Here is an 18,899-nt window from a genome sequence, read left to right as displayed (position 1 = left end):
TCGGGCGGCGCGCTGATGCCTGCGCGCGCCGGCGCGCCGCGCCGCGACGACACCGTGCGCAACTGGCTGGAACAGACGGTCGGCACGGTGGATTTCCTCGCCCATGTCGACCGCGAGCTACGCTTTCTGTACGTATCCGACGCGAGCCTGCGCTTCATCGGTTATCACCGCGACTACCTGCACACGCTGACGCTGCGGGACCTGATCGCGGAACAGGATACCGCGACGCTCGAAGGCCTGCTCGCACGTGCCGCGCGTTCCGGCCAGGTCGAGAAGGCGACGATCTGCATCGTCAAGTCGCTCACCTACCCGCTCGACGTCGAGATCCGCGCGTTCAAGAGCCGTCACCACGGCGTCGACGGCTTCGCGATCGCGGCGTTCGACGTATCGGCCTGGCGTGCGCTCGAGGCCCGCCTGACGTACGAGATGCACCACGATCCGATGACGGGGCTCGACAACCTGTCCGCGCTCGTGCCCGCGCTGATGCGCGCGCAGCAGGCGGCCGACGAGAGCGGCACGTGCGCGGCGCTGCTGCTGCTCGACCTCGACGACTACCAGCGCATCAACCGCGCACTCGGCTACGACGCCGGCGACACGCTGCTGCGCGACACCGCGCAGCGGTTGCAGGCGCTCGTCGCGCCCAATGAGCAGCTCGCGCGCGTCGCGAGCGACAAGTTCGCGGTCGTGTTCACCGCAGCGGACCGCACGCGCGCGAGCGACGCCGCGGACGCGCTCGCGCGCCGGCTGCAGGCCGCGGTGCGCGAACCTTACGTGTTCCAGGGGCAGACCGTGCACTTGTCCGCGAGCATCGGTATCGCGTTGTATCCGGACGAACGTGCTGCGCCGCATCGCGCGCAGCACCACAGCCCGCTGCTGCGCCGCGCCGACCATGCGCTCGCGCAGGCGAAGGCGTCGGGCGGCAATGCGCTCGCGTTTCATGAGCCGGTCGACGACCCGGCCGACGCGGAGCGGCTCAAGCTCGAGGCCGACCTGTACGACGGCGTGCGCAACGGCGAGTTCTCGCTCCACTTCCAGCCGATCACGCGCAGCCAGTCGGGCGCGGTGGACGGCGTCGAGGCGCTGATCCGCTGGCGACATCCGGTGCACGGCCTCGTGCCGCCGGCCACCTTCATTCCGCTCGCCGAGTCGATCGGCTTGATCAACTATCTCGGCAACTGGGTGCTCAAGGCCGCGTGCATGCAGCTCGTCGCGTGGGACCGCCAGGGGCTCGCGCTGCAGTATGTGGCGGTCAACGTGTCGCCGCAGCAGTTCCGCGACCCGCGCTTCACGCAGAGCGTGCGCGAGGCGATCGCGCTGACGGGCATCGACCCGCGCCGCATCGTGCTCGAAATCACCGAAAGCCTGCTGATGCACGACCCGGCGCAGGCGAAAGGGCTGCTCGAGGAGCTGACCGAGCTCGGCATCCGCTTCGCGATCGACGATTTCGGGACCGGCTATTCGAGCCTCGCGTACCTGCAGCGCTTCCCGCTCGCGAAGCTGAAGATCGACCGCAGCTTCGTCGAGAACCTGCTGACGTCGCGCAACGATCGCGCGATCGTGTCGGCGGTGGTCGGCCTCGCGCAGACGCTCGATCTCGAGCTCGTCGCGGAAGGCGTCGAGACCGAGGCCCAGCGCGAACTGCTGACCGAAATGGGCTGCAACCACATCCAGGGCTGGCTCGTGTGCCAGGCGCTGCCGTCCGAGGAGCTCGCGCGGCGCTTCGAGGCGCAGCAGCTGCGCCTGCACGCCGCCTGACGCGCGCAGCGAACCGGACAGATCCGTATGTCAATCACCGCACACCTGCCCCGCACGGCGCTGCTCGACAAGCTGTGGGCCCGGATGAACGAACGGGGCGACTTCCCGCTGCTGTCGGAATCGCTGCGCGCGACGATGGCCGCGATGAAGAACGACGACCTCGACTTCACCGCGCTCGTACGCGTCGTACTGTCGGATTTCGCGCTCACGCAGAAAGTCCTGCGGCTCGCCAATTCCGCGATGTACATGGCGTTCGGCGGCAACATCACGACCGTCACGCGAGCACTGATGGTGCTCGGCATGGACACGGTCGGCCATCTCGTCGTCGGGCTCAAGCTCGTCGATCATTTCCACCACAGCACGCCGCGCCGCATCGACGCGAAGCTCGAGCTGAACCGCGCGCTGCTGTCCGGCTGCGTCGCCCGCAAGCTGACCGAGCATGCGGAACTGCGCGGCGGCGAGGAAGCCGTCGTCTGCACGCTGATGCGCCAGGTCGGCAAGCTGCTCGTGGTCTGCTATCTCGACAGCGAATGGGACCGGATCCGCCGGCGCGCCGCCGAACTGAACGGCGATGACGCGGCCGCGTGCGTCGACGTGCTGGGCGTCGGCTTCGACGAAATCGGTCTGGAGGCCGCCGCGAGCTGGCGCTTGCCCGACGTGATCCGCGCCGGGATGGCCGACGGTGACGGTCGCGCCGCGCACGCCGCCCGCCGCGACGAAGGCGACGAAGACGACGATCGCGACGACCGCCGGCGGCCCGAGGCCTGTGCCGACGAAGGCTCCGACCGCGTGCGCTGGCTGCGTTCGGTGAGCCGCTGCTCGACCGACGTCGCCGGCGCGCTCGCGATGCCCGCGGGCCCGCAGCGCGACGCGCATATCGCGGTGCTCGCGCAGCGCTACGGGCAGGAGCTGGAGATCGATTCCGACGCGCTGGTGGAGATCGCCGACCGGCTCGCACGCGAGGAAGCGAGCGACACCGTGATGCGCGAGATCGTCGAGCTGCGTGCGAACGCCGACGCGATCGCGCGGGCGCAGCCCGAACCCGAGGCATGCCTCGAGGCCGGCCTCGCGGACCTGCGCGCGCTGCCGTCCGAGCACGTGCTGACGCCGGTGCTCGCGCTCGCGTCGGAAAGCCTGCTCGCAGGGCTCGCGTTCACGCGCACCGTGATGTTCGTGCGCCGTGACGACGGCACGTTCGCCGCGCGCCTCGGCTTCGGGCCGGACGTCGACGCGGCGCTCGACCGGCTGTGCTTCGACGAGCGCTTCGAGCCGGACGTGTTCCATCTCGCGATCACGAACTCGGTCGGCATCTTCATCGAGCAGGCGCAGGAGCCGAAGATGGTGAAGCGCCTGCCCGCGTGGTACCTCGATGCGCTCCCCGACACGCGCGCGTTCGTGCTGCTGCCGGTGCGCGTCGGCACGACGACCGTCGGCCTGCTGTACGGCGACTGGGCCGGTGCGCAGCCCGCGCGCAAGATCACGCAGCAGGAGATGAGCGTGCTCAACGAGCTCGCGCGCGAACTGGGGCGGTTCTTCCCCGCGTGATGCACGCGGCGCGCCACCGGCGTGCCGCCCCACCGGCACGTGTGCGAGAAGCGGCGCCCGAAAAGCAAACCGGCCGCGAAAGCGGCCGGCTGCATCGTGCGACGGTTCGAAACGCTTACTTGAGCGTGACCGGCACGCTGAAGTACTTCTTCGCGAGGTTGTCGATCGTGCCGTCGGCCTTCAGCCCCTTCAGCGCCTGATCGAGCGCGGTCTTCAGCGCCGCGTCGTTCTTGCGCAGGCCGAAGCCGACGCCCGAGCCGAGGATCTCGGCATCGGTGACCGTGCCGCCGGCGAAGCCGAAGCCCTGGCCTTGCGGCTTCGACAGGAAGCCCTTCGAGCCCGCTTCCGAATCCTGGAACGTCGCGTCGAGACGGCCCGACTTCAGGTCGGCGTAGGCCAGGTCCTGCGTCTGGTACGGCACGACTTCGACACCTGCCGGCGCCCACTTCTTCTTCGCGTACGCTTCCTGGATCGTGCCCTGCAGCACGCCGACCCGCTTGCCCTTCAGCGCTTGCGGGGTCGGCTGGAGGCCGCTGCCCTGCTTCGCGATCAGCTGGTTCGGGATCGTGTAGATCGGATCGGTGAACGCGATCGCGTGCTTGCGCTGGTCGGTGATCGTCATGTCCGAGTTGATCGCATCGAACTTGCGCGCCTGCAGCGCGGGGATCAGGCCGTCGAAGTCGTTCTCGACCCACACGCACTTCGCCTTCAGCTTCGCGCACACCGCGTTGCCGATGTCGATGTCGAAGCCGGTCAGCTTGCCGTCGGGCGTCTTGTATTCGAACGGCGCGTACGAGGCCTCCACGCCGAACCGGATCTCCTTCAGATCCGCAGCCATCGCGCTGCCTGCCGCCACAGCCGTTGCCGCCACTACCGCGTGCGCGGCCACTTTACGCCAATCCAACTTCATCAGGTGTTCTCCTCGATACTCGAATGTTCCGGAACTACGGGCGCTTGCATCATTGCAGGGTCGGATGACACCGACAATCCCGATGCCGCGCCTTGATGCGGCGCAACAGCCGCAAGGCCGCGATTGTACCAATCCGCACGGCCCGATACGGCAAAGCGACCGCCGGCACGCGATGCTGCGCTGCGTGCGCCGGCGTCAGCCAGGCGGTCCATCGAACTTGCAAGACGATGTCGCAAATACGCAAGGCCCGATGCCGGGGCCTCTGCGCGGCAGGCGGACGTACGTCAACCCCAAAATGCGAATGCGGCGCGACGATGCGCCGGCTGCCAATCACCGCAGCCGCGCGCATCCGGGCATCGCTCAGACGAGCGCGGCGAGCGTGTCGCGCGTCGTGTCGACGACGAGCAGGCCCGCGCGCAAGCCCGGCTTCACCGACGGATTCGGGAAGACGATGCGCTCCTCGTCGTGCTTCACCGTATAGCGGTAGTCGCCGTCCTGCGCGAGCACGGTGCCGCGCGCGAACGCGGTGAAGTTCGCGACGTCGGCCGCGACGAACAGCTCGAGCGCGTCGCTCTGCTTCGTGATCTGGTCGATCACGGTGAACACGCGCGGCAACGGTGGATGGCCGCCCCGCGGATGGCCGCCCCGCGCATCGGCATCACGGGGCGCGCCCGACACGAGCTTGCGCACCGCCCGGTCGGCCGGCGCGAAGCGCGACAGGTCGTTCTGGCCGAACGGCCGCACCTTGCCGAGTTCCAGCGTGCAGGCGAGCGCGCCGCACTGCTCGGCCGTGAAGTGCGAATAGGTGTTGCCCTTCGCGGTATGCAGCAGCACGGCCGCGATGCGCGCTTCGCCGAGCCATTCGATCATCGCGCGGGTGGGCGGCGTGCCCGTGTGCGGCAGCAGCGCGAACTGCTCGAACACCGATGCGCGAATCGCCGTGTGCATGTCGACGTGCCAGCGCGCACCGCCCGCCGGCGCGGCCGCGAAGAACGCGGCGGCCGCCGCTTCGAGCTGCACCGCGCGCGGCGCTTCGCGGCTCGTCGGCACTTGCGCGTGACGGCCGCTGAACAGGCGGTTCAGGTCGTCGTCGAGATAGCGCTCGCCCGCGCGCATCGCCGGCACATTGCCGAGCACGACGAGCAGCCGGCACGCGAGCGGCAGCGTGCCCGCCGCGAGATCATGCACGAGCATCGACAGCAGCTCGATCGGCGCGGTCTCGTCGCCATGCACACCGGCCGACACGAGCACGCTCGCGCGCGCCGACGCATCGGCCTCGCCGGCCTCATCGCGTGCGGCCGGCTCGAGTGCGAGCAGCCCGTCGCCGAGCCATCGCCAGCGCACCGCGCCGTCCGCGCACGCGCCGTCCTTCACGGCCGGCGTGTCACCCGCGAGCGTGAACGCGAGGAAGTCGTCGAGCAGCGCGGCGGCCGGCATGCGGGACTCAGCGCTGGAAGTCATACAGCGACCCGACACGCAGGATCTGCGTGAGCTCGTCGAGCGCCGTGCGCGATTCGTCGAGCAGCGTCGGATCGGCGAGGTCTTCCGGTGCGAGACGGTCGCGGTAGTGCTTTTCGATCCACGCGTCGAGCGACGCGAACAGCGTGTCGTTCATCCACACGTTCGACGTAACCGCCGCACGCTCGGCGTCGTTCAGCACGACGCGCAGGCGCAGGCAGGCAGGACCGCCGCCGTTCTTCATGCTTTCGCGCAGGTCGAACACGAGCACGTCGCGGATCGGGCCGTTGCCGGCCGCGAGCTCGTCGAGATAGGCCGCGACGTTCGCGTTCTCGCGACACTCCTGCGGCACGACGAGCACCTGCGAGCCGTCGGCGCGCGACAGCAGCTGGCTGTTGAACAGGTACGACGTGACCGCGTCGTTCACGCTCACGGCCGCCTCGGGCACCTCGATCACGTTCAGCCGCGCGCCGCGCGCGTCGAGCGTGGCCGTCAGCGTGTCGTAGATCGCCTGCTTGTTGACGAATGCGCGCTCGTGCGTGAACAGCGTGTCGCGGTTGCCGACCGAGATCACGTCGTTGTGGAACACGCCCGCATCGATCACGTCCGGATCCTGCTGCGCATAGACCGTCGCCGTTTCATCCAGGCCGTGGCGATGCGCGACCGCACGGCTCGCCTCGAAGGTCTGGCGCGCCGGGAAGCGCTTCGGCTCCGGGCCGCGGCGGTATTCCGCACGACCGTACACGAAGAATTCGACGCCCGGCGTGCCGTATTCGGCGCAAAAGCGCGTATGGTTCGCGGCCCCCTCGTCGCCGAGCGCCGGCGTGCCCGTCAGCGCCTCGTGCACCGCGAAGTGCGCGGGATCGGCGAACAGCGTCGACAGCGTGCGGCGCGTCGCTTCGTGCTCGATCGCGCGATGCAGCTTGCTGCACAGGTTGGCCGGCGTGAAGTGCACGCGACCGTCGCCGGTGTCGGCCGACGGGCTGACCGTCGCCGCGTTCGCGGTCCACATCGCCGATGCCGAGCTCGCCGCGGCGAGCAGTTCGGGCGCCTGCTTCGCGGCCTTCGCGATCACGTCCGCGTCCTTGCCGGAGAAGCCGAGCTCGCGCAACAGGCGCAGCGACGGCCGCTCCTGCGGCGGCAGCACGCCTTGCGCGAAGCCGAGATCCGCGAGCTGCTTCATCTTGCGCAGCCCCTGCTTCGCGGCCGCCTTCGGGTTCGCGGCCGACTTCTCGTTGTTGAGCGACGCCACGTTGCCGAACGACAGCCCGGCGTAGTTGTGGGTCGGGCCGACGAGCCCGTCGAAATTGGCTTCTTGTGCGTTCATCGTCGTTCCCTCGATCAGAAGTGCAGGCCCGGCGACAGGCTCGCGGGCAAGGTCAGTTGCGTGCTTTCCACCGACGCCATCGGATACGCGCAATAGTCGGCCGCGTAGTACGCGCTCGGACGATGGTTGCCCGAGCGACCGGTGCCGCCGAACGGCGCGGCGGACGATGCGCCGTTGGTCGGGCGGTTCCAGTTGACGATCCCCGCACGGATCGTGCGGCGGAAGTGATCCCACGCGTGCGCGTCGTCGGCCAGCAGGCCGGCGGACAGGCCGAACGCCGTGTCGTTCGCCCGCTCGATCGCTTCGTCGAACGTCGCGTAGCGGACGATCTGCGCGAGCGGGCCGAAGTGTTCTTCGTCGGGCAGGTTCGCCACGCCGGTCACGTCGATGATCGACGCGTTCACGAAACCCAGGCGCGGATCGCGCTGCGTCATCTCGATGATCGGCTTCGCGCCCTGCTCGATCAGGCGCGATTGCGCATCGACGAGCTTCGCGGCCGCGCGCGCCGAGATCACCGCGCCCATGAAGGGTTGCGGATCGGCGTCGAACACGTCGGCCGTGATCTTCGATGTGACGTCGGCCAAGCGTGCGAGGAAGCGCTCGCCGAACGCGCCCTGCGGCACGAAGATGCGGCGTGCGCACGTGCAACGCTGGCCGGCCGACAGGAACGCCGACTGGATCGTGTGGTGCACGGCCGCGTCGAGGTCCTCGACTTCGCCGATCACGAGCGGGTTGTTGCCGCCCATCTCGAGCGCGAGCACGATCTCCGGACGGCCGCCGAACTGCTTGTGCAGCAGCGTGCCGGTATCCGAGCTGCCGGTGAAGAACAGGCCGTCGATCTGCCGGTGATTCGCGAGCGCGATGCCCGTGTCCTTCTCGCCCTGCACGAGGTTCAGCACGCCGGCCGGCAGCCCGGCTTCCTGCCACACCTCGACCGTCGCGCGCGCGACGCCCGGCGCGAGCTCCGACGGCTTGAACACAACCGTGTTGCCCGCGATCAGCGCCGGCACGATATGGCCGTTCGGCAAGTGGCCGGGGAAGTTGTACGGGCCGAACACCGCGACGACACCGTGCGGACGATGGCGCAGCACCGCGACGCCGTCGGCCATGTCCTGGCGCTTCTCGCCGGTGCGTTCCTGGTACGCCTGGATCGAGATGCCGACCTTCGCGGCCATCGCCGCGACTTCGGTGCGTGCTTCCCACAGCGGCTTGCCCGTCTCGCGGCCGATCGCCGTCGCGATCGCTTCCTTGCGCTCGGTGAGCAGCGCCGCGAAGCGCTTGGCGATCGCGCAGCGCGCGTCGAAGTCGAGCGCCGACCAGCCGGCGAATGCGCGGCGCGCGCTCGCGACCGCGCGGTCGACGTCGGCTGCCGATGCGCTGTCGCCCTGCCACGCGATCGCGTCGGTGCCCGGGTTGCGCGAAGCGAAGGCGGGGCCCGAGCCTGCGATCCAGGCGCCGTCGATGAAGAGTTCCGTCATGATTCGTTTATCCCTGTTTGACTTTGAGCGGCAGCACGCGCACCGGATCGCCGGCCTTCACGTCGAGCGCGGCGGCATCGTCGGCCGACAGCACGAACGAACCGTTCGTGACCACACCCGGCGCGACGCCGACGCGGAAATCGTTCAGCGACGTGTTCGACACGAGCGACTTCGGCGAACGGTCGTCCCGCGCGTCGTCACCGGTGTCCGGCTCGCCGATCGTGACCGGCACGACGACACTCTCGCGCACCGTGCGCAGGTCGTTGATGTGGCATTCGAGCACCGGGCCCGCGTCGAAGATGTCGACGTGGTTCTGGTAACGCAGCCCTTCCGCTTCGAGCATCTTGCGCGCCGGCAGCGTGTCGCGGTGCGTGAGGCCGACCGCGTCCTGCGCGTCCTGCGGCAGCAGGTCGACGTACACCGGATAGCGCGGCATCAGCTCCGCGAGGAACGACTTGCGGCCGTGCGAGCTCAGGTAGTCCGCCGCATTGAAATCGATCTGGTAGAAGTGCGAACCGACCGCGCGCCAGAACGGCGACGTGCCGTCTTCGTCGAAGTGGCCGCGCAGTTCCGCGCAGATGCGCTCCGGGAAACGGTCGCGGAACTGCGCGATGAACATGAAGCGCGAGCGCGACAGCAGGCCGCCGACACCGCCCGTGCGATAGCGCGGGCTCAGGAACAGCGAGCACACTTCCGCGTAGCCCGTCAGGTCGTGCGAGATGTTGAGCGCGGACATCCGCGTCCACACGCCGAGCTCCTGGCTCGCGTGCACGACCGTGCTCACGCGATAGTTGTAGAACGGTTGTTCGAGGCCGACCTGCGTCTCGATCCCGCACACGCCCGCGATGTCGCCCGTCTTCGAGTCTTCCATCACGAAGAAGTAGCCGGCTTCGCCCGGCGCGGCGTTGCCCTCGAGCGTGCGGCGCGAGCGTTCGATTCGCGCGGCGAGCGCGTCGCGGTCGGGCTTGAACGTGGTCAGGCCCGGCCCGGTTTCCTTCGCTAACGACACGAGCGCGTCGACGTCGCCCGTTTGTACGACCCGAACGACGATCATGCTGCGCCTCCCTTCATTTCTTCATCGTCGCGGCGGTGCAGCGGCACGCAGCGCACGACATCGCCATCCTTCACGTCGAGCGCCGCGCGCACGTCACCGGACAGTGGCGCAAGGTCGCGGTGCGTATCGTCGTCCGGCAGGTCGGCCAGCACGCAGCGGAACGATTCGCCGCTGCCCGTCGACACCATGTACGCGACATCGCCCTGCTGCCGCGCGGCTTCGCGCACGGTGCGCTCCGCGGCGTGCTTCACGCATGCGATGCGGTCGACCTGCGCGGTCAGCACCGGGCCTGCGTCGAAGATGTCGACGAAGCGGTCCGGCTCGAAGCCTTCCTCGAGATGGATGTCGTACGCGAGCAGCGCCGTTTCGTTCGGCTCGCCGAGCACGCGCTGCGCGGCTTCCGGCAGCAGCGGCACGTAGAGCGGATAGGCCGGCATCACTTCCGCGATGAACGTGCGGCTGCGGCCGCCCGACGCGATGTCGACGTCGGTGAAGTCGCGGCCGAAGAACTTGCGGCCCACTGCTTCCCAGAACGGCGATGCGCCCGTGTTGTCGCTCACGCCGAGCAGCAGCGTGAACACTTCCGGCGTGAAGCGGCGGCGGTTCGCGGCGATGTACATCATCCGCGCACGCGAGATCAGGTGCGCGGCCGCGTCGCCGCGCAGCGACGGATCGACGTAGAAGCCCGCCAGCCGGCTCTTGCCGGTCAGCTCGTGCGACATCGTGAGCGCGTGGATCTTGCGGTTCACGTGCAGCTCGCGCGACGCGTGGATCAGTGCGTCGTTGCGGAACGCGTAGAACGGTTCCGAGTAGCCGGCCGCGGCCACGATGCTCGCCGTGCCGAGCAGCTTGCCCGTCGACGAGTCTTCCAGCACGAAGAGGTAGAACTCCTCGCCGGCGAAGTCGACGTCCGCGCGAAACGAATCCTCGGAGAGCGCCACGCGCGCTTCGAGCGCCGCGCGGTCATGCGGCAGCGAGTGCAGGACCGGCTGCGCGGTGCGCGCCATGTGCGCGAGCGCATCCAGATCCGTGAGTTTGCCGGGGCGAACAAATAGCATCGTCGTTCCTGTCTGCGATGGGTGCGCCGATCAGCGCGCGGTGGCTTCCTGAGCCGCGAGCACCTGTTCGACTGCCTTCTCGAAGCGCTTCATGCCTTCGTCGAGCAGGTCGAACGGAATCACGAGCGACGGCACGAAACGCAGCACGTTCGGGCCTGCGATCAGCATGATCAGGCCGTTGTCGGCGGCTGCGGTGACGAAGTCCTTCGCGCGGCCGTCGAATGCGGCGGTCAGTTCCGCGCCGACCAGCAGGCCCTTGCCGCGGATGTCCTTGAAGATGCCGAAGCGTGCGTTGATGCGTTCGAGCGCGCCCTTCAGTCGCACGCTGCGTTCGCGCACGCCTTCGAGGAGTGCCGGGTCGCCGATCAGTTCGACGACCTTGTCCGCGATCGCTGATGCGAGCGGGTTGCCGCCGTACGTCGTGCCGTGCACGCCGACCTTGAAGTACGCGGCCAGTTCGTTCGTCGTCAGCATCGCGCCGATCGGGAAGCCGTTACCGAGCGCCTTCGCGGTCGTGAGGATGTCCGGCGTGACGCCCGTGTCCATGTATGCGTAGAACTGGCCCGTGCGGCCGACGCCCGTTTGCACTTCGTCGAAGATCAGCACTGCGTCGTGCGCGTCGCAGGCTTCGCGCAGTGCCTTCAGGAAGGCCGGATCGGCCGGGATCACGCCGCCTTCGCCCTGCACCGGCTCGACGATCACCGCGCAGGTTTGCGGGCCGATCGCGGCCTTGGCGGCTTCGATGTCGTTGAACGGCAGGTGCTTGATGCCGGCCGGCACCGGGCCGAAGCCTTCCGAGTATTTCGGCTGGCCGCCGACGCTGACCGTGAAGAACGTGCGGCCGTGGAACGACTGGACGAACGACACGATTTCGTACTTGTCGGCGCCGTGGCGGTCGAAGGCGACGCGGCGCGCGAGCTTCAGCGCGGCTTCGTTCGCTTCCGCGCCCGAGTTCGCGAAGAATGCGCGGTCGGCGAAGGTGAGCGATTCGAGGCGCTTCGCGAGGCGCAGCACCGGTTCGTTCGTGTAGCCGTTGCCGATGTGCCAGAGCTTGCGGCCTTGTTCGTCCAGGACTTTCAGCAGTTCCGGGTGGCCGTGACCCAGCGACGTCACCGCGATGCCGCAGGCGAAATCCATGTATTCGCGGCCGGCCGTGTCCCACACGCGGGAGCCCTCTGCACGGTCCGGCACGAACGGCGCGGGGGAGAATACCGGCACCATCACTTCGTCGAATGTCTGGCGGGTCACGGTCGAGGTCGTCATGGTCGTTCCTTTCGGTTTCGTAAGAGGGTTCAACAGGATCAAGTTTAGGTAAGGGTGACGCAAGCGTCTTGCGGATTTGCGACGGGTTCTATCGGAAGCGGCTTCGTCGCTTTATTTTGCTCTTCTGCGGTTGGGGTTTCTTCGTTCGGGGCGTCTGTGTTTGGTGGTGCGCCCGCGTTTTCGTGAAGCACCCGCGATCGTGTCGGTCTATTAGCGTCGCCCCTGCGCGGGGCGGCGGTTACTTTTCTTTGTCTTGCCAAAGAAAAGTAACCAAAAGAAAGGCGCTCAGACAACGCATGACCTCCCGGTGCCATAGCCAACAAAGTGGCACTCGCCTAAGTGTCCGCGCCAGTAAAGAACCCGGAGTGGTTCGAGCAATAGTTCTGACGCGCCACACCACCCAACAGACCGGTATACCGCCCGCTAGCTCCGTCCTCGCTTCGCTCGGCTGCAAGGTGCTTCAGCGCAATTCACACGCCTGCGCACAACTCCCACCCGCCCCACTAATCAGGTCCCCCAATCAGGACCCTGTCCGCCCTAGCCCAACGTTCATTAATTGCATGCATGTGCTCTTCGCGACGATTGCGTAAGCCAATCGACGATCGCGCTGAGAAGGAGGATGTGGACCTATCGGCCGAGCGAAGCGAGGACGGAGCTAGCGGGCGGTATACCACTCCGCGAGGTGATGAGAGGTGTCAGAACGATTGCTCGAACCACTCCGGGTTCTTTACTGGCGCGGACACTTAGGCGAGGGCCACTCCGGTGGCTATGGCACCGGGAGGTCATGCGTTGTCCGAGCGCCTTTCTTTTGGTTACTTTTCTTTGGCAAGACAAAGAAAAGTAACCGCCGCCCCGCGCAGGGGCGACGCTAATAGACCGACACGATCGCCGGTGCTTCACGAAAACGCGGGCGCACCACCAAAAAAATCAATCCTTCGCACCGCGCTCGACAAGCGCCCCCCCGCGAGGCTCACTCCCCCCGCCGGTCTGTTTCTCGAGCCAAGCCCGTCGATCTTCTCGAGGCGTAACGCCAAACCGCTCCCGATAGGCATTAGAAAAATGCGCAGCGGAAGAGAACCCACAGGCGAGACTGACTTGAACCACCGACTTGCTGGTCCGCTGCAATTGGGTGCGCGCCTTGAGCAGTCGAAGATTGAGGTAATACTTGGAGGGCATAGCCCCGAGATACTGCCGAAAGAGCCGCTCGAGTTGCCGCCGCGACACGCCGACAAGCCCGGCAATCTCATCGGTAGTCAAAGGATCCTCGATATTGGCTTCCATCAAAAGCAAAGCATCATTCAACCGAGGATGTCGCTCACCGGGCGCGGTGACAAAAGGAATCCGCTGCCGCTCCTCACCACTCCGCAGCGTCCCGGCGCCGAGCGCATCGGCAATCCGCTCCGCGAGATCCGCCCCATGTTCGCGGCCGATCATGGCCAGCATGAAATCGACGGTAGCCTGCCCGCCCGCACAGGTCGCCCGATCGCGATCGATCTCGAAGATCTGCTGCGTGACGATCGATCGCTCGAACTGCTCGGCGAACTGCTGATACGTCTCCCAGTTCACGCTCACCCGATACCCGGAAAGCTGCCCGGCCATCGCGAGCCACCACACGCCGTGGTGAATACCCGTGACGACCGGCGTGCGCTGCCCGACCCGCGCGAGACTCGCGAGAAACAACCGGTAGTCGGCAAACTGCTGAAACCGCTCCGACACGACGATCAGCCAGTCGCACGCGATCGCATCGTTGAACGCCGCATCGGCATGCCACTGCGCGCCGCCGGCGAGCGGCACGGGCCGCCCATCCCACGAACACACCTGCCAGCGATACAGCAAGCGCCCGTCGATCTCGTTCGCGAGATTCAACGCATCGACGATCGGCCCCACGCCCGACATCGACACGGGCGGCAATGCAACGATCGCCACCTGCGTCGTGCGGGTGGCGCCTGCGGGACGAGTCACCGGTACCACGTATGAAAACCCGCCCTTCGCGTTACTTGAGGCTGCCCGACAGGAACTGCTTCAGACGCTCGCTCTGCGGACGCACCAGCACCTCCTTCGGATCGCCCTCTTCCTCGGTCCGCCCCTGATGCAGGAACATCACGTGGTTCGACACGTTGCGCGCAAAACCCATCTCGTGCGTGACGACGATCATCGTGCGGCCTTCCTCGGCCAGCTTCTGCATCACCTTCAGCACTTCACCGACGAGTTCCGGGTCGAGCGCCGAGGTCGGCTCGTCGAACAGCATCACGTCCGGATGCATCGCGAGCGCACGCGCAATCGCGACACGCTGCTGCTGGCCGCCCGACAGATGCGACGGATACTGCTTCTCGACACGCGGCGCCAGCCCGACCTTCTCCAGGTACGCGCGTGCGCGCTCCTCGGCTTCCCGCTTCGAAATGCCAAGCACGTGCACCGGCGCTTCCATCACGTTCTCGAGCACGTTCATGTGTGCCCACAGATTGAAGTGCTGGAACACCATCGCGAGCTTCGTGCGGATGCGCTGCAACTGCTTGTGATCGGCGACCTCGAGCGCGCCGGCGCGGTCGGGCTTCGTGCGCACGGTCTCGCCGTCGACGACGATCTGCCCCGCATTCGGCCGCTCGAGAAAATTGATGCAGCGCAGGAACGTGCTCTTGCCCGAACCGCTCGCGCCGATGATGCTGATGACGTCGCCGGCTTTTGCGTTCAGCGATACGCCCTTGAGCACCTCGTTATCGCCATAGCGCTTGTGAATGTCGACCGCGGCAAGCTTGGTGGAAGCGGACGCGCTCGTTTGAGTGATCTCGGCCAACTGGCTCTCCTCGAAGTGAAATCAATGACGGCCGGCCGCGAGATACGCGAGCCAGTGGCGCTCCGCCCGGCGAAATGCCGCGACGAGTGCGAACGATACCGCAAGATAGATCAGCGCGGCGATCCCGAACGACTGGAACGCCATGTAGGTCGCGGAATTGGCGTCGCGCGCGACCTTCAGGATGTCGGGCACGGTCGCCGTGAACGCCACGGTGGTCGCGTGCAGCATCAGGATCACCTCGTTGCTGTACAGCGGCAGCGCGCGGCGCAGCGCCGACGGCAGGATCACCCGGCGGTACATCGTGAACGGCGACATCCCGTACGCACGCGCCGCCTCGACCTCGCCGTGCGGAATCGCCCGAATCGCGCCCGCGAAGATCTCGGTCGTGTATGCGCAGGTGTTCAGCGCGAACGCGAGAATCGCGCAGTTGAAGCCGCTCCTGAAGAACGCGTCGAGCAGCGAGTGCGAACGCACGAACTCGAGGCTGTACATGCCCGTGTACATCAGCAGCAACTGCACGTAGAGCGGCGTGCCACGGAACACGTACGTGTAGAACCGCACCGGCATCGACAGCCACTTCTTCTTCGACACGCGCGCGACCGCAAGCGGCACCGCGCACACGAAGCCGAGCGAAATCGACGCGACGAGCAGCCACAGCGTCACCGCAAGGCCGGAGAGGCGCTGGCCGTCCCAGTAAAGGAACGCCCGGCCGAATTCCTGGAGGATCTCGATCATAGTTCTGCGTGCCGCACGCCCATGGAATAACGCTTCTCGAGCTGGATCAGCACGAGGTTGGAGACGGTCGTGATCGCGAGGTAGATCAGCGCCGCAATGAGGATGAAGAAGAACATGTTGAACGTGCTCTTGCCGGCGTCCTGCGCGGCCTTCACAACGTCCGCGAGGCCGATGATCGACACCAGCGCGGTCGCCTTCACGAGCACCTGCCAGTTGTTGCCGATGCCCGGCAGCGCGAAGCGCATCATCTGCGGAAACATGATCCGCACGAATACGCGCATCCCGCTCATCCCGTACGCCGCGCCGGCCTCGAGCTGGCCGCGCGGCACCGACAGGAACGCGCCGCGAAACGTCTCGGTAAAGTACGCACCGTAGATGAAGCCGAGCGTCAGCACGCCCGCGACGAACGGATCGATGTCGATCTGCTCCCAGCCGACGAGGTCGGTGAACTGGTTGAGCCAGATCTGGATGCTGTAGAACAACAGCAACATCAGGACGAGATCGGGCACCGAGCGGATCAGCGTCGTATAACCGGTCGCGATCGCTCGCAGCACCCGGTTGTGCGACAGCTTCGCCACCGCGCCGATCAGTCCCAGCGCCACCGCGGCGGCAAGCGACAGCACCGACAGCTCGATGGTCTGCACGGTGCCGGCCCAGAGGACGGGACCAAAGCCGTAAAGGAACACGCGCGTCTCCAGTGTTGAATGAACACCGGCACGCAAATCTCTCTCGCGCCGGGCTGACGCGGATAGTCGCAAGCGAAAATGATTGCCTCAAATCACCGTGCACGCGACTGTTGCATTGCAACAATTCCTTCGATCATTTGCAGGCCCGGTCTACGCCCCTGTTTCAAAAGGGAAAAACCCGCTTCCTGACAGTCGGATGACACGCAGGGAAGCGGGCTTTTTGCAATTTTCCGGTCGCTTTTTCGATATAGCGCCGGGAGGCGAGTTCACCGCCCCTTCAGGATGTCGGAGCGCGAAGTCGTATAGACAAGCCCGTCCGGGCCGAAATGGACGTTGAAGAACGCGTCGGTGTTGACGCCATCCTCGAGCCAGCGCCAGCTCCAGACCGTCTCGGGCTTGAGCGGGTATTGCGCGATGTCGCCCGGCTTGCCGAGCAGGCGCCGCACCTCGTCCTCGTCCATCCCGGGGCGCACCTTCGCGAAGTTCTCGGCGGTCAGCACCTGCGTCGCGCCCGCGTAGTGCCCGCTCGCGTCGAGGTCGACGAACCAGGTCTGATTGCCCATCGGGCCGCGCGGATATTCGAGACGCTTGGAGCCGTCGGTGAAGGTGCGCTCGGTCTCGGGCTTGCCCATCGTGCCGCGCACGTCGGCCTCGGTCGATACACCGACCTTCAGCCCCTTGAGCAGCAGCGGCGCCGGCTTGATCGCGTTGAAAAAATCCCTGATGCGTTGCACGTCGAGATTGCCTTGCTTGTCGTCGCAGCCGGTCAATGCCAGCGCGGCGGCCAGCATCGTGACGGGGAGCAGCCGGAAACGAAAAATCATCTGAGGAAATGCGCGTCGAGAAAACACGCGCCAAGGATACCCGCGCAACGCCAAAAGCGCGAGACGGGCACGCGGCCCGTCTCGTGTTCAATGCGTCGTTTCGGTGTGCGCCGCGGCCTCGCGGCGCGCGGGCGGTGCATCATCCGACACGGCCGGCACCCCACGGATGCGGCGGCGCGTGCGCACAAGTTCGGCAAGCTGCCACGAACCGAGCGCCAGGCAGCCGAACAGCACCTCACGGCCGCGCTTGACCAGCGCGAGCGACAGCGCCGTCTCGCGATCGACGCCGAACATCTGCGCGAGCAGCACGACGGTCGCCTCCTGCACGCCGAGGCCGCCCGGCACCATGAATGCCGCATGCCGCACGGCCTGCGTCATCGCCTCGATCGCGATCGCGCCGCCGATCGATACCGGATGACCGAGCAGCGCGAGCGCCCAGTAAATTTCGAGCGCACCGAGCACGTAGCCGGACAGTTGCCAGAAGAACGCACTGAACAGCAGCGCCGTGCGCGACATCAGCGCGTCGATGTCGCCATCGAGCCGGCGGCCGTCGACGCCCTGCAGCAACCGGTGCGAATCGCCGAGCAGACGCCCCGCGAACCGCTCGATCGCGTGGAAGACGCCGCCGCGCCGCATCAGCACGACGCCGAGCACCGGCAGCGGCAACGTCAGCAGCAGCGCAAGGCCGATCGTGCCGCCGCCCATGTCGTGCGTGGTCGCGAGCAGCAGCACGAGGCCGAGCGCCGCGAACGCATACTGGACGACGATCGTCACCAGCACCTCGACGATCACCGACGCGGTCACGCGGCTCGCGTCGGGCACCTGCCAGCGCGCCATCCGGATCCCGACCAGCTCGCCGCCTATCCCGACCACGGGCAGCAGCCGGTTCACGGCTTCGCGCACGGTCGCGACCCACCACAGAAACGACAGCGACGCGCGCCGGTCGAGCAGCTGGTGCCACGCATACGCGTCGAGCAGCAGCGGCAGCGCGTGGAACGGCACGAGCCATAGCAGCGCGAAGCCGGCGCGCTCGAACATCCGCGACACGTCGCCGATGCCTTCGTGCAACCCCAGCGCGAGCAGGATCCCGATGCCGATCGGCCAGCCGAGCCATTTGATCCACCGGGTCATGACGGCCGCGCCCCCGCTTCGCGCGACGCACGCGTGCCGCGGCGCATCGCAAACTGGCCGAACACGTCCGCAAACCCGCCGGTCGCGACGCCGGCCGCCTTCAGCGCGGCCGCGACGCGCGGCGACAGCAGCGCGTCCAGTTCGTCCACCGGGCGGTAATCGGCCATCGTCGGCGTGATCGGGCCGTCGCCGGCCTCGGCCGGATGACAGTAGATCTCGCCGACACCGGGCGGCAGCGCCGCGAGCGCGTCGAGCAGCACGCCCTCGTCCATCGCGCCCGTATGCGCGATCCCGACCACGTAGTCGTTGTGCGCGAGCCCCGCGCGATCGAGCCGGGCGCGCACGAGCGCGATCCACGGCTTGAGCAGCGCGGGCGCGCTCGTTTCATACGGCAGCCGCACCGCGCGCAGCCCGTAGTCGCGGCCGATCTCGATGATCAGCGACAGCACGGTCGGATGCAGGTGGAAATGCTTGTGCGCGTTCACGTGGTCGAGCGGCAGGCCGCTCGCCGCGAACGCGTCGAACTGCGCGCGGATCTCGCGGCGCAGTTGCGCACGCACGTGCGGCAGGAAGAAGAAGCGGCAGCCGTCCTTCGCCATCGCGTCGCCGAACCGCCCGTCGGGGCCGACGAGCGCGGGGATCTCATGCGCGGGCAGCATGGCCGGCCCGTCCGCGAGGACGAGATGCAGGCCGACCGCGAGCGACGGCAGCCGCCGCGCGCGTTCGATCGCATCCTGCGCCGCGGGCGCACCGACCATCAGGCTCGCGGCGTTCAGCACGCCGTCGCGATGCGCGCGCTCGACCGCCGCGTTGACGCGCGGATGCAGCCCGAAGTCGTCCGCGGTGAAGATCAGCGCCCGCGCCGCCCGCTGCGTCGTCAC

At 67.4% G+C, this 18,899-nt stretch carries 16 protein-coding genes; 2 read left to right on the top strand and 14 right to left on the bottom strand.

All coding sequences use genetic code 11. The features are described from left to right. Positions 1-15: 15 nt before the first annotated feature. Entirely contained in the window at positions 16-1,755 is a 1,740-nt protein-coding gene (gene cdpA / locus F3J14_RS11495; protein ID WP_211080347.1) for a cyclic di-GMP phosphodiesterase CdpA, read from the top strand. A 27-nt stretch (positions 1,756-1,782) separates the two neighbouring features. Next, positions 1,783-3,300 carry an HDOD domain-containing protein gene (locus tag F3J14_RS11490; RefSeq protein ID WP_166723081.1) on the top strand — a complete coding sequence of 506 codons (1,518 nt, stop codon included), beginning with the start codon at positions 1,783-1,785 and terminating at the stop codon, positions 3,298-3,300. 115 nt (positions 3,301-3,415) lie between these two features. Here the strand turns inward: F3J14_RS11490 and F3J14_RS11485 are convergent, their stop codons facing one another. The 14 genes from F3J14_RS11485 to hpnK form a co-directional block, all read right to left on the bottom strand. Further along, positions 3,416-4,210: an ABC transporter substrate-binding protein gene (locus F3J14_RS11485; protein ID WP_166723080.1), complete on the bottom strand. Its 795-nt coding sequence runs from the start codon at positions 4,208-4,210 to the stop codon at positions 3,416-3,418. Positions 4,211-4,570: 360 nt separating this feature from the next. Beyond that, positions 4,571-5,647, bottom strand: coding sequence for a succinylglutamate desuccinylase (gene astE / locus F3J14_RS11480; protein WP_211080346.1), 1,077 nt, complete (start codon positions 5,645-5,647; stop codon positions 4,571-4,573). Between the two features lie 7 nt (positions 5,648-5,654). Beyond that, entirely contained in the window at positions 5,655-6,995 is a 1,341-nt protein-coding gene (astB, locus tag F3J14_RS11475; protein ID WP_166723078.1) for an N-succinylarginine dihydrolase, read from the bottom strand. A gap of 14 nt (positions 6,996-7,009) precedes the next feature. Then, positions 7,010-8,473 carry a succinylglutamate-semialdehyde dehydrogenase gene (gene astD, locus F3J14_RS11470; protein WP_166723077.1) on the bottom strand — a complete coding sequence of 488 codons (1,464 nt, stop codon included), beginning with the start codon at positions 8,471-8,473 and terminating at the stop codon, positions 7,010-7,012. A 7-nt stretch (positions 8,474-8,480) separates the two neighbouring features. Next, complete coding sequence (astA, locus tag F3J14_RS11465; RefSeq protein WP_166723076.1) at positions 8,481-9,527, bottom strand: arginine N-succinyltransferase; 1,047 nt, start codon at positions 9,525-9,527, stop codon at positions 8,481-8,483. Further along, positions 9,524-10,585, bottom strand: coding sequence for an arginine/ornithine succinyltransferase subunit alpha (gene aruF, locus F3J14_RS11460; protein ID WP_166723075.1), 1,062 nt, complete (start codon positions 10,583-10,585; stop codon positions 9,524-9,526). Before aruF ends, astA begins: the two co-directional genes overlap by 4 nt. 30 nt (positions 10,586-10,615) lie before the next feature. Further along, a complete protein-coding gene (locus tag F3J14_RS11455) occupies positions 10,616-11,848 on the bottom strand; it encodes an aspartate aminotransferase family protein (RefSeq protein ID WP_166723074.1) in 1,233 nt (410 codons plus the stop codon). Positions 11,849-12,775: 927 nt separating this feature from the next. Then, positions 12,776-13,819 carry a GlxA family transcriptional regulator gene (locus tag F3J14_RS11450; RefSeq protein ID WP_166723073.1) on the bottom strand — a complete coding sequence of 348 codons (1,044 nt, stop codon included), beginning with the start codon at positions 13,817-13,819 and terminating at the stop codon, positions 12,776-12,778. A 22-nt stretch (positions 13,820-13,841) separates the two neighbouring features. Then, on the bottom strand, positions 13,842-14,642 hold the full coding sequence (locus F3J14_RS11445) for an ABC transporter ATP-binding protein (RefSeq protein WP_011656393.1): 801 nt from the start codon (positions 14,640-14,642) through the stop codon (positions 13,842-13,844). Positions 14,643-14,663: 21 nt separating this feature from the next. Beyond that, positions 14,664-15,377, bottom strand: coding sequence for an ABC transporter permease (locus F3J14_RS11440; RefSeq protein WP_105786379.1), 714 nt, complete (start codon positions 15,375-15,377; stop codon positions 14,664-14,666). Then, a complete protein-coding gene (gene hisQ, locus F3J14_RS11435) occupies positions 15,374-16,063 on the bottom strand; it encodes a histidine ABC transporter permease HisQ (protein ID WP_006755250.1) in 690 nt (229 codons plus the stop codon). The genes F3J14_RS11440 and hisQ overlap by 4 nt, the downstream gene beginning before the upstream one ends. Positions 16,064-16,329: 266 nt before the next feature. Then, positions 16,330-16,887, bottom strand: a complete 558-nt coding sequence (locus tag F3J14_RS11430) for an outer membrane protein assembly factor BamE (RefSeq protein ID WP_166723072.1) — start codon at positions 16,885-16,887, stop codon at positions 16,330-16,332. An 87-nt stretch (positions 16,888-16,974) separates the two neighbouring features. After that, positions 16,975-18,018 carry a lysylphosphatidylglycerol synthase domain-containing protein gene (locus F3J14_RS11425; protein WP_166723071.1) on the bottom strand — a complete coding sequence of 348 codons (1,044 nt, stop codon included), beginning with the start codon at positions 18,016-18,018 and terminating at the stop codon, positions 16,975-16,977. After that, positions 18,015-18,899 (bottom strand): hopanoid biosynthesis-associated protein HpnK, encoded by an 885-nt coding sequence (gene hpnK / locus F3J14_RS11420; protein ID WP_166723070.1) that lies wholly within the window; start codon positions 18,897-18,899, stop codon positions 18,015-18,017. The genes F3J14_RS11425 and hpnK overlap by 4 nt, the downstream gene beginning before the upstream one ends.

This window comes from Burkholderia sp. Tr-862 (assembly GCF_011753085.1).
Classification (GTDB): domain Bacteria; phylum Pseudomonadota; class Gammaproteobacteria; order Burkholderiales; family Burkholderiaceae; genus Burkholderia; species Burkholderia ambifaria.
This window is presented reverse-complemented; position numbering and strand designations above follow the sequence as displayed.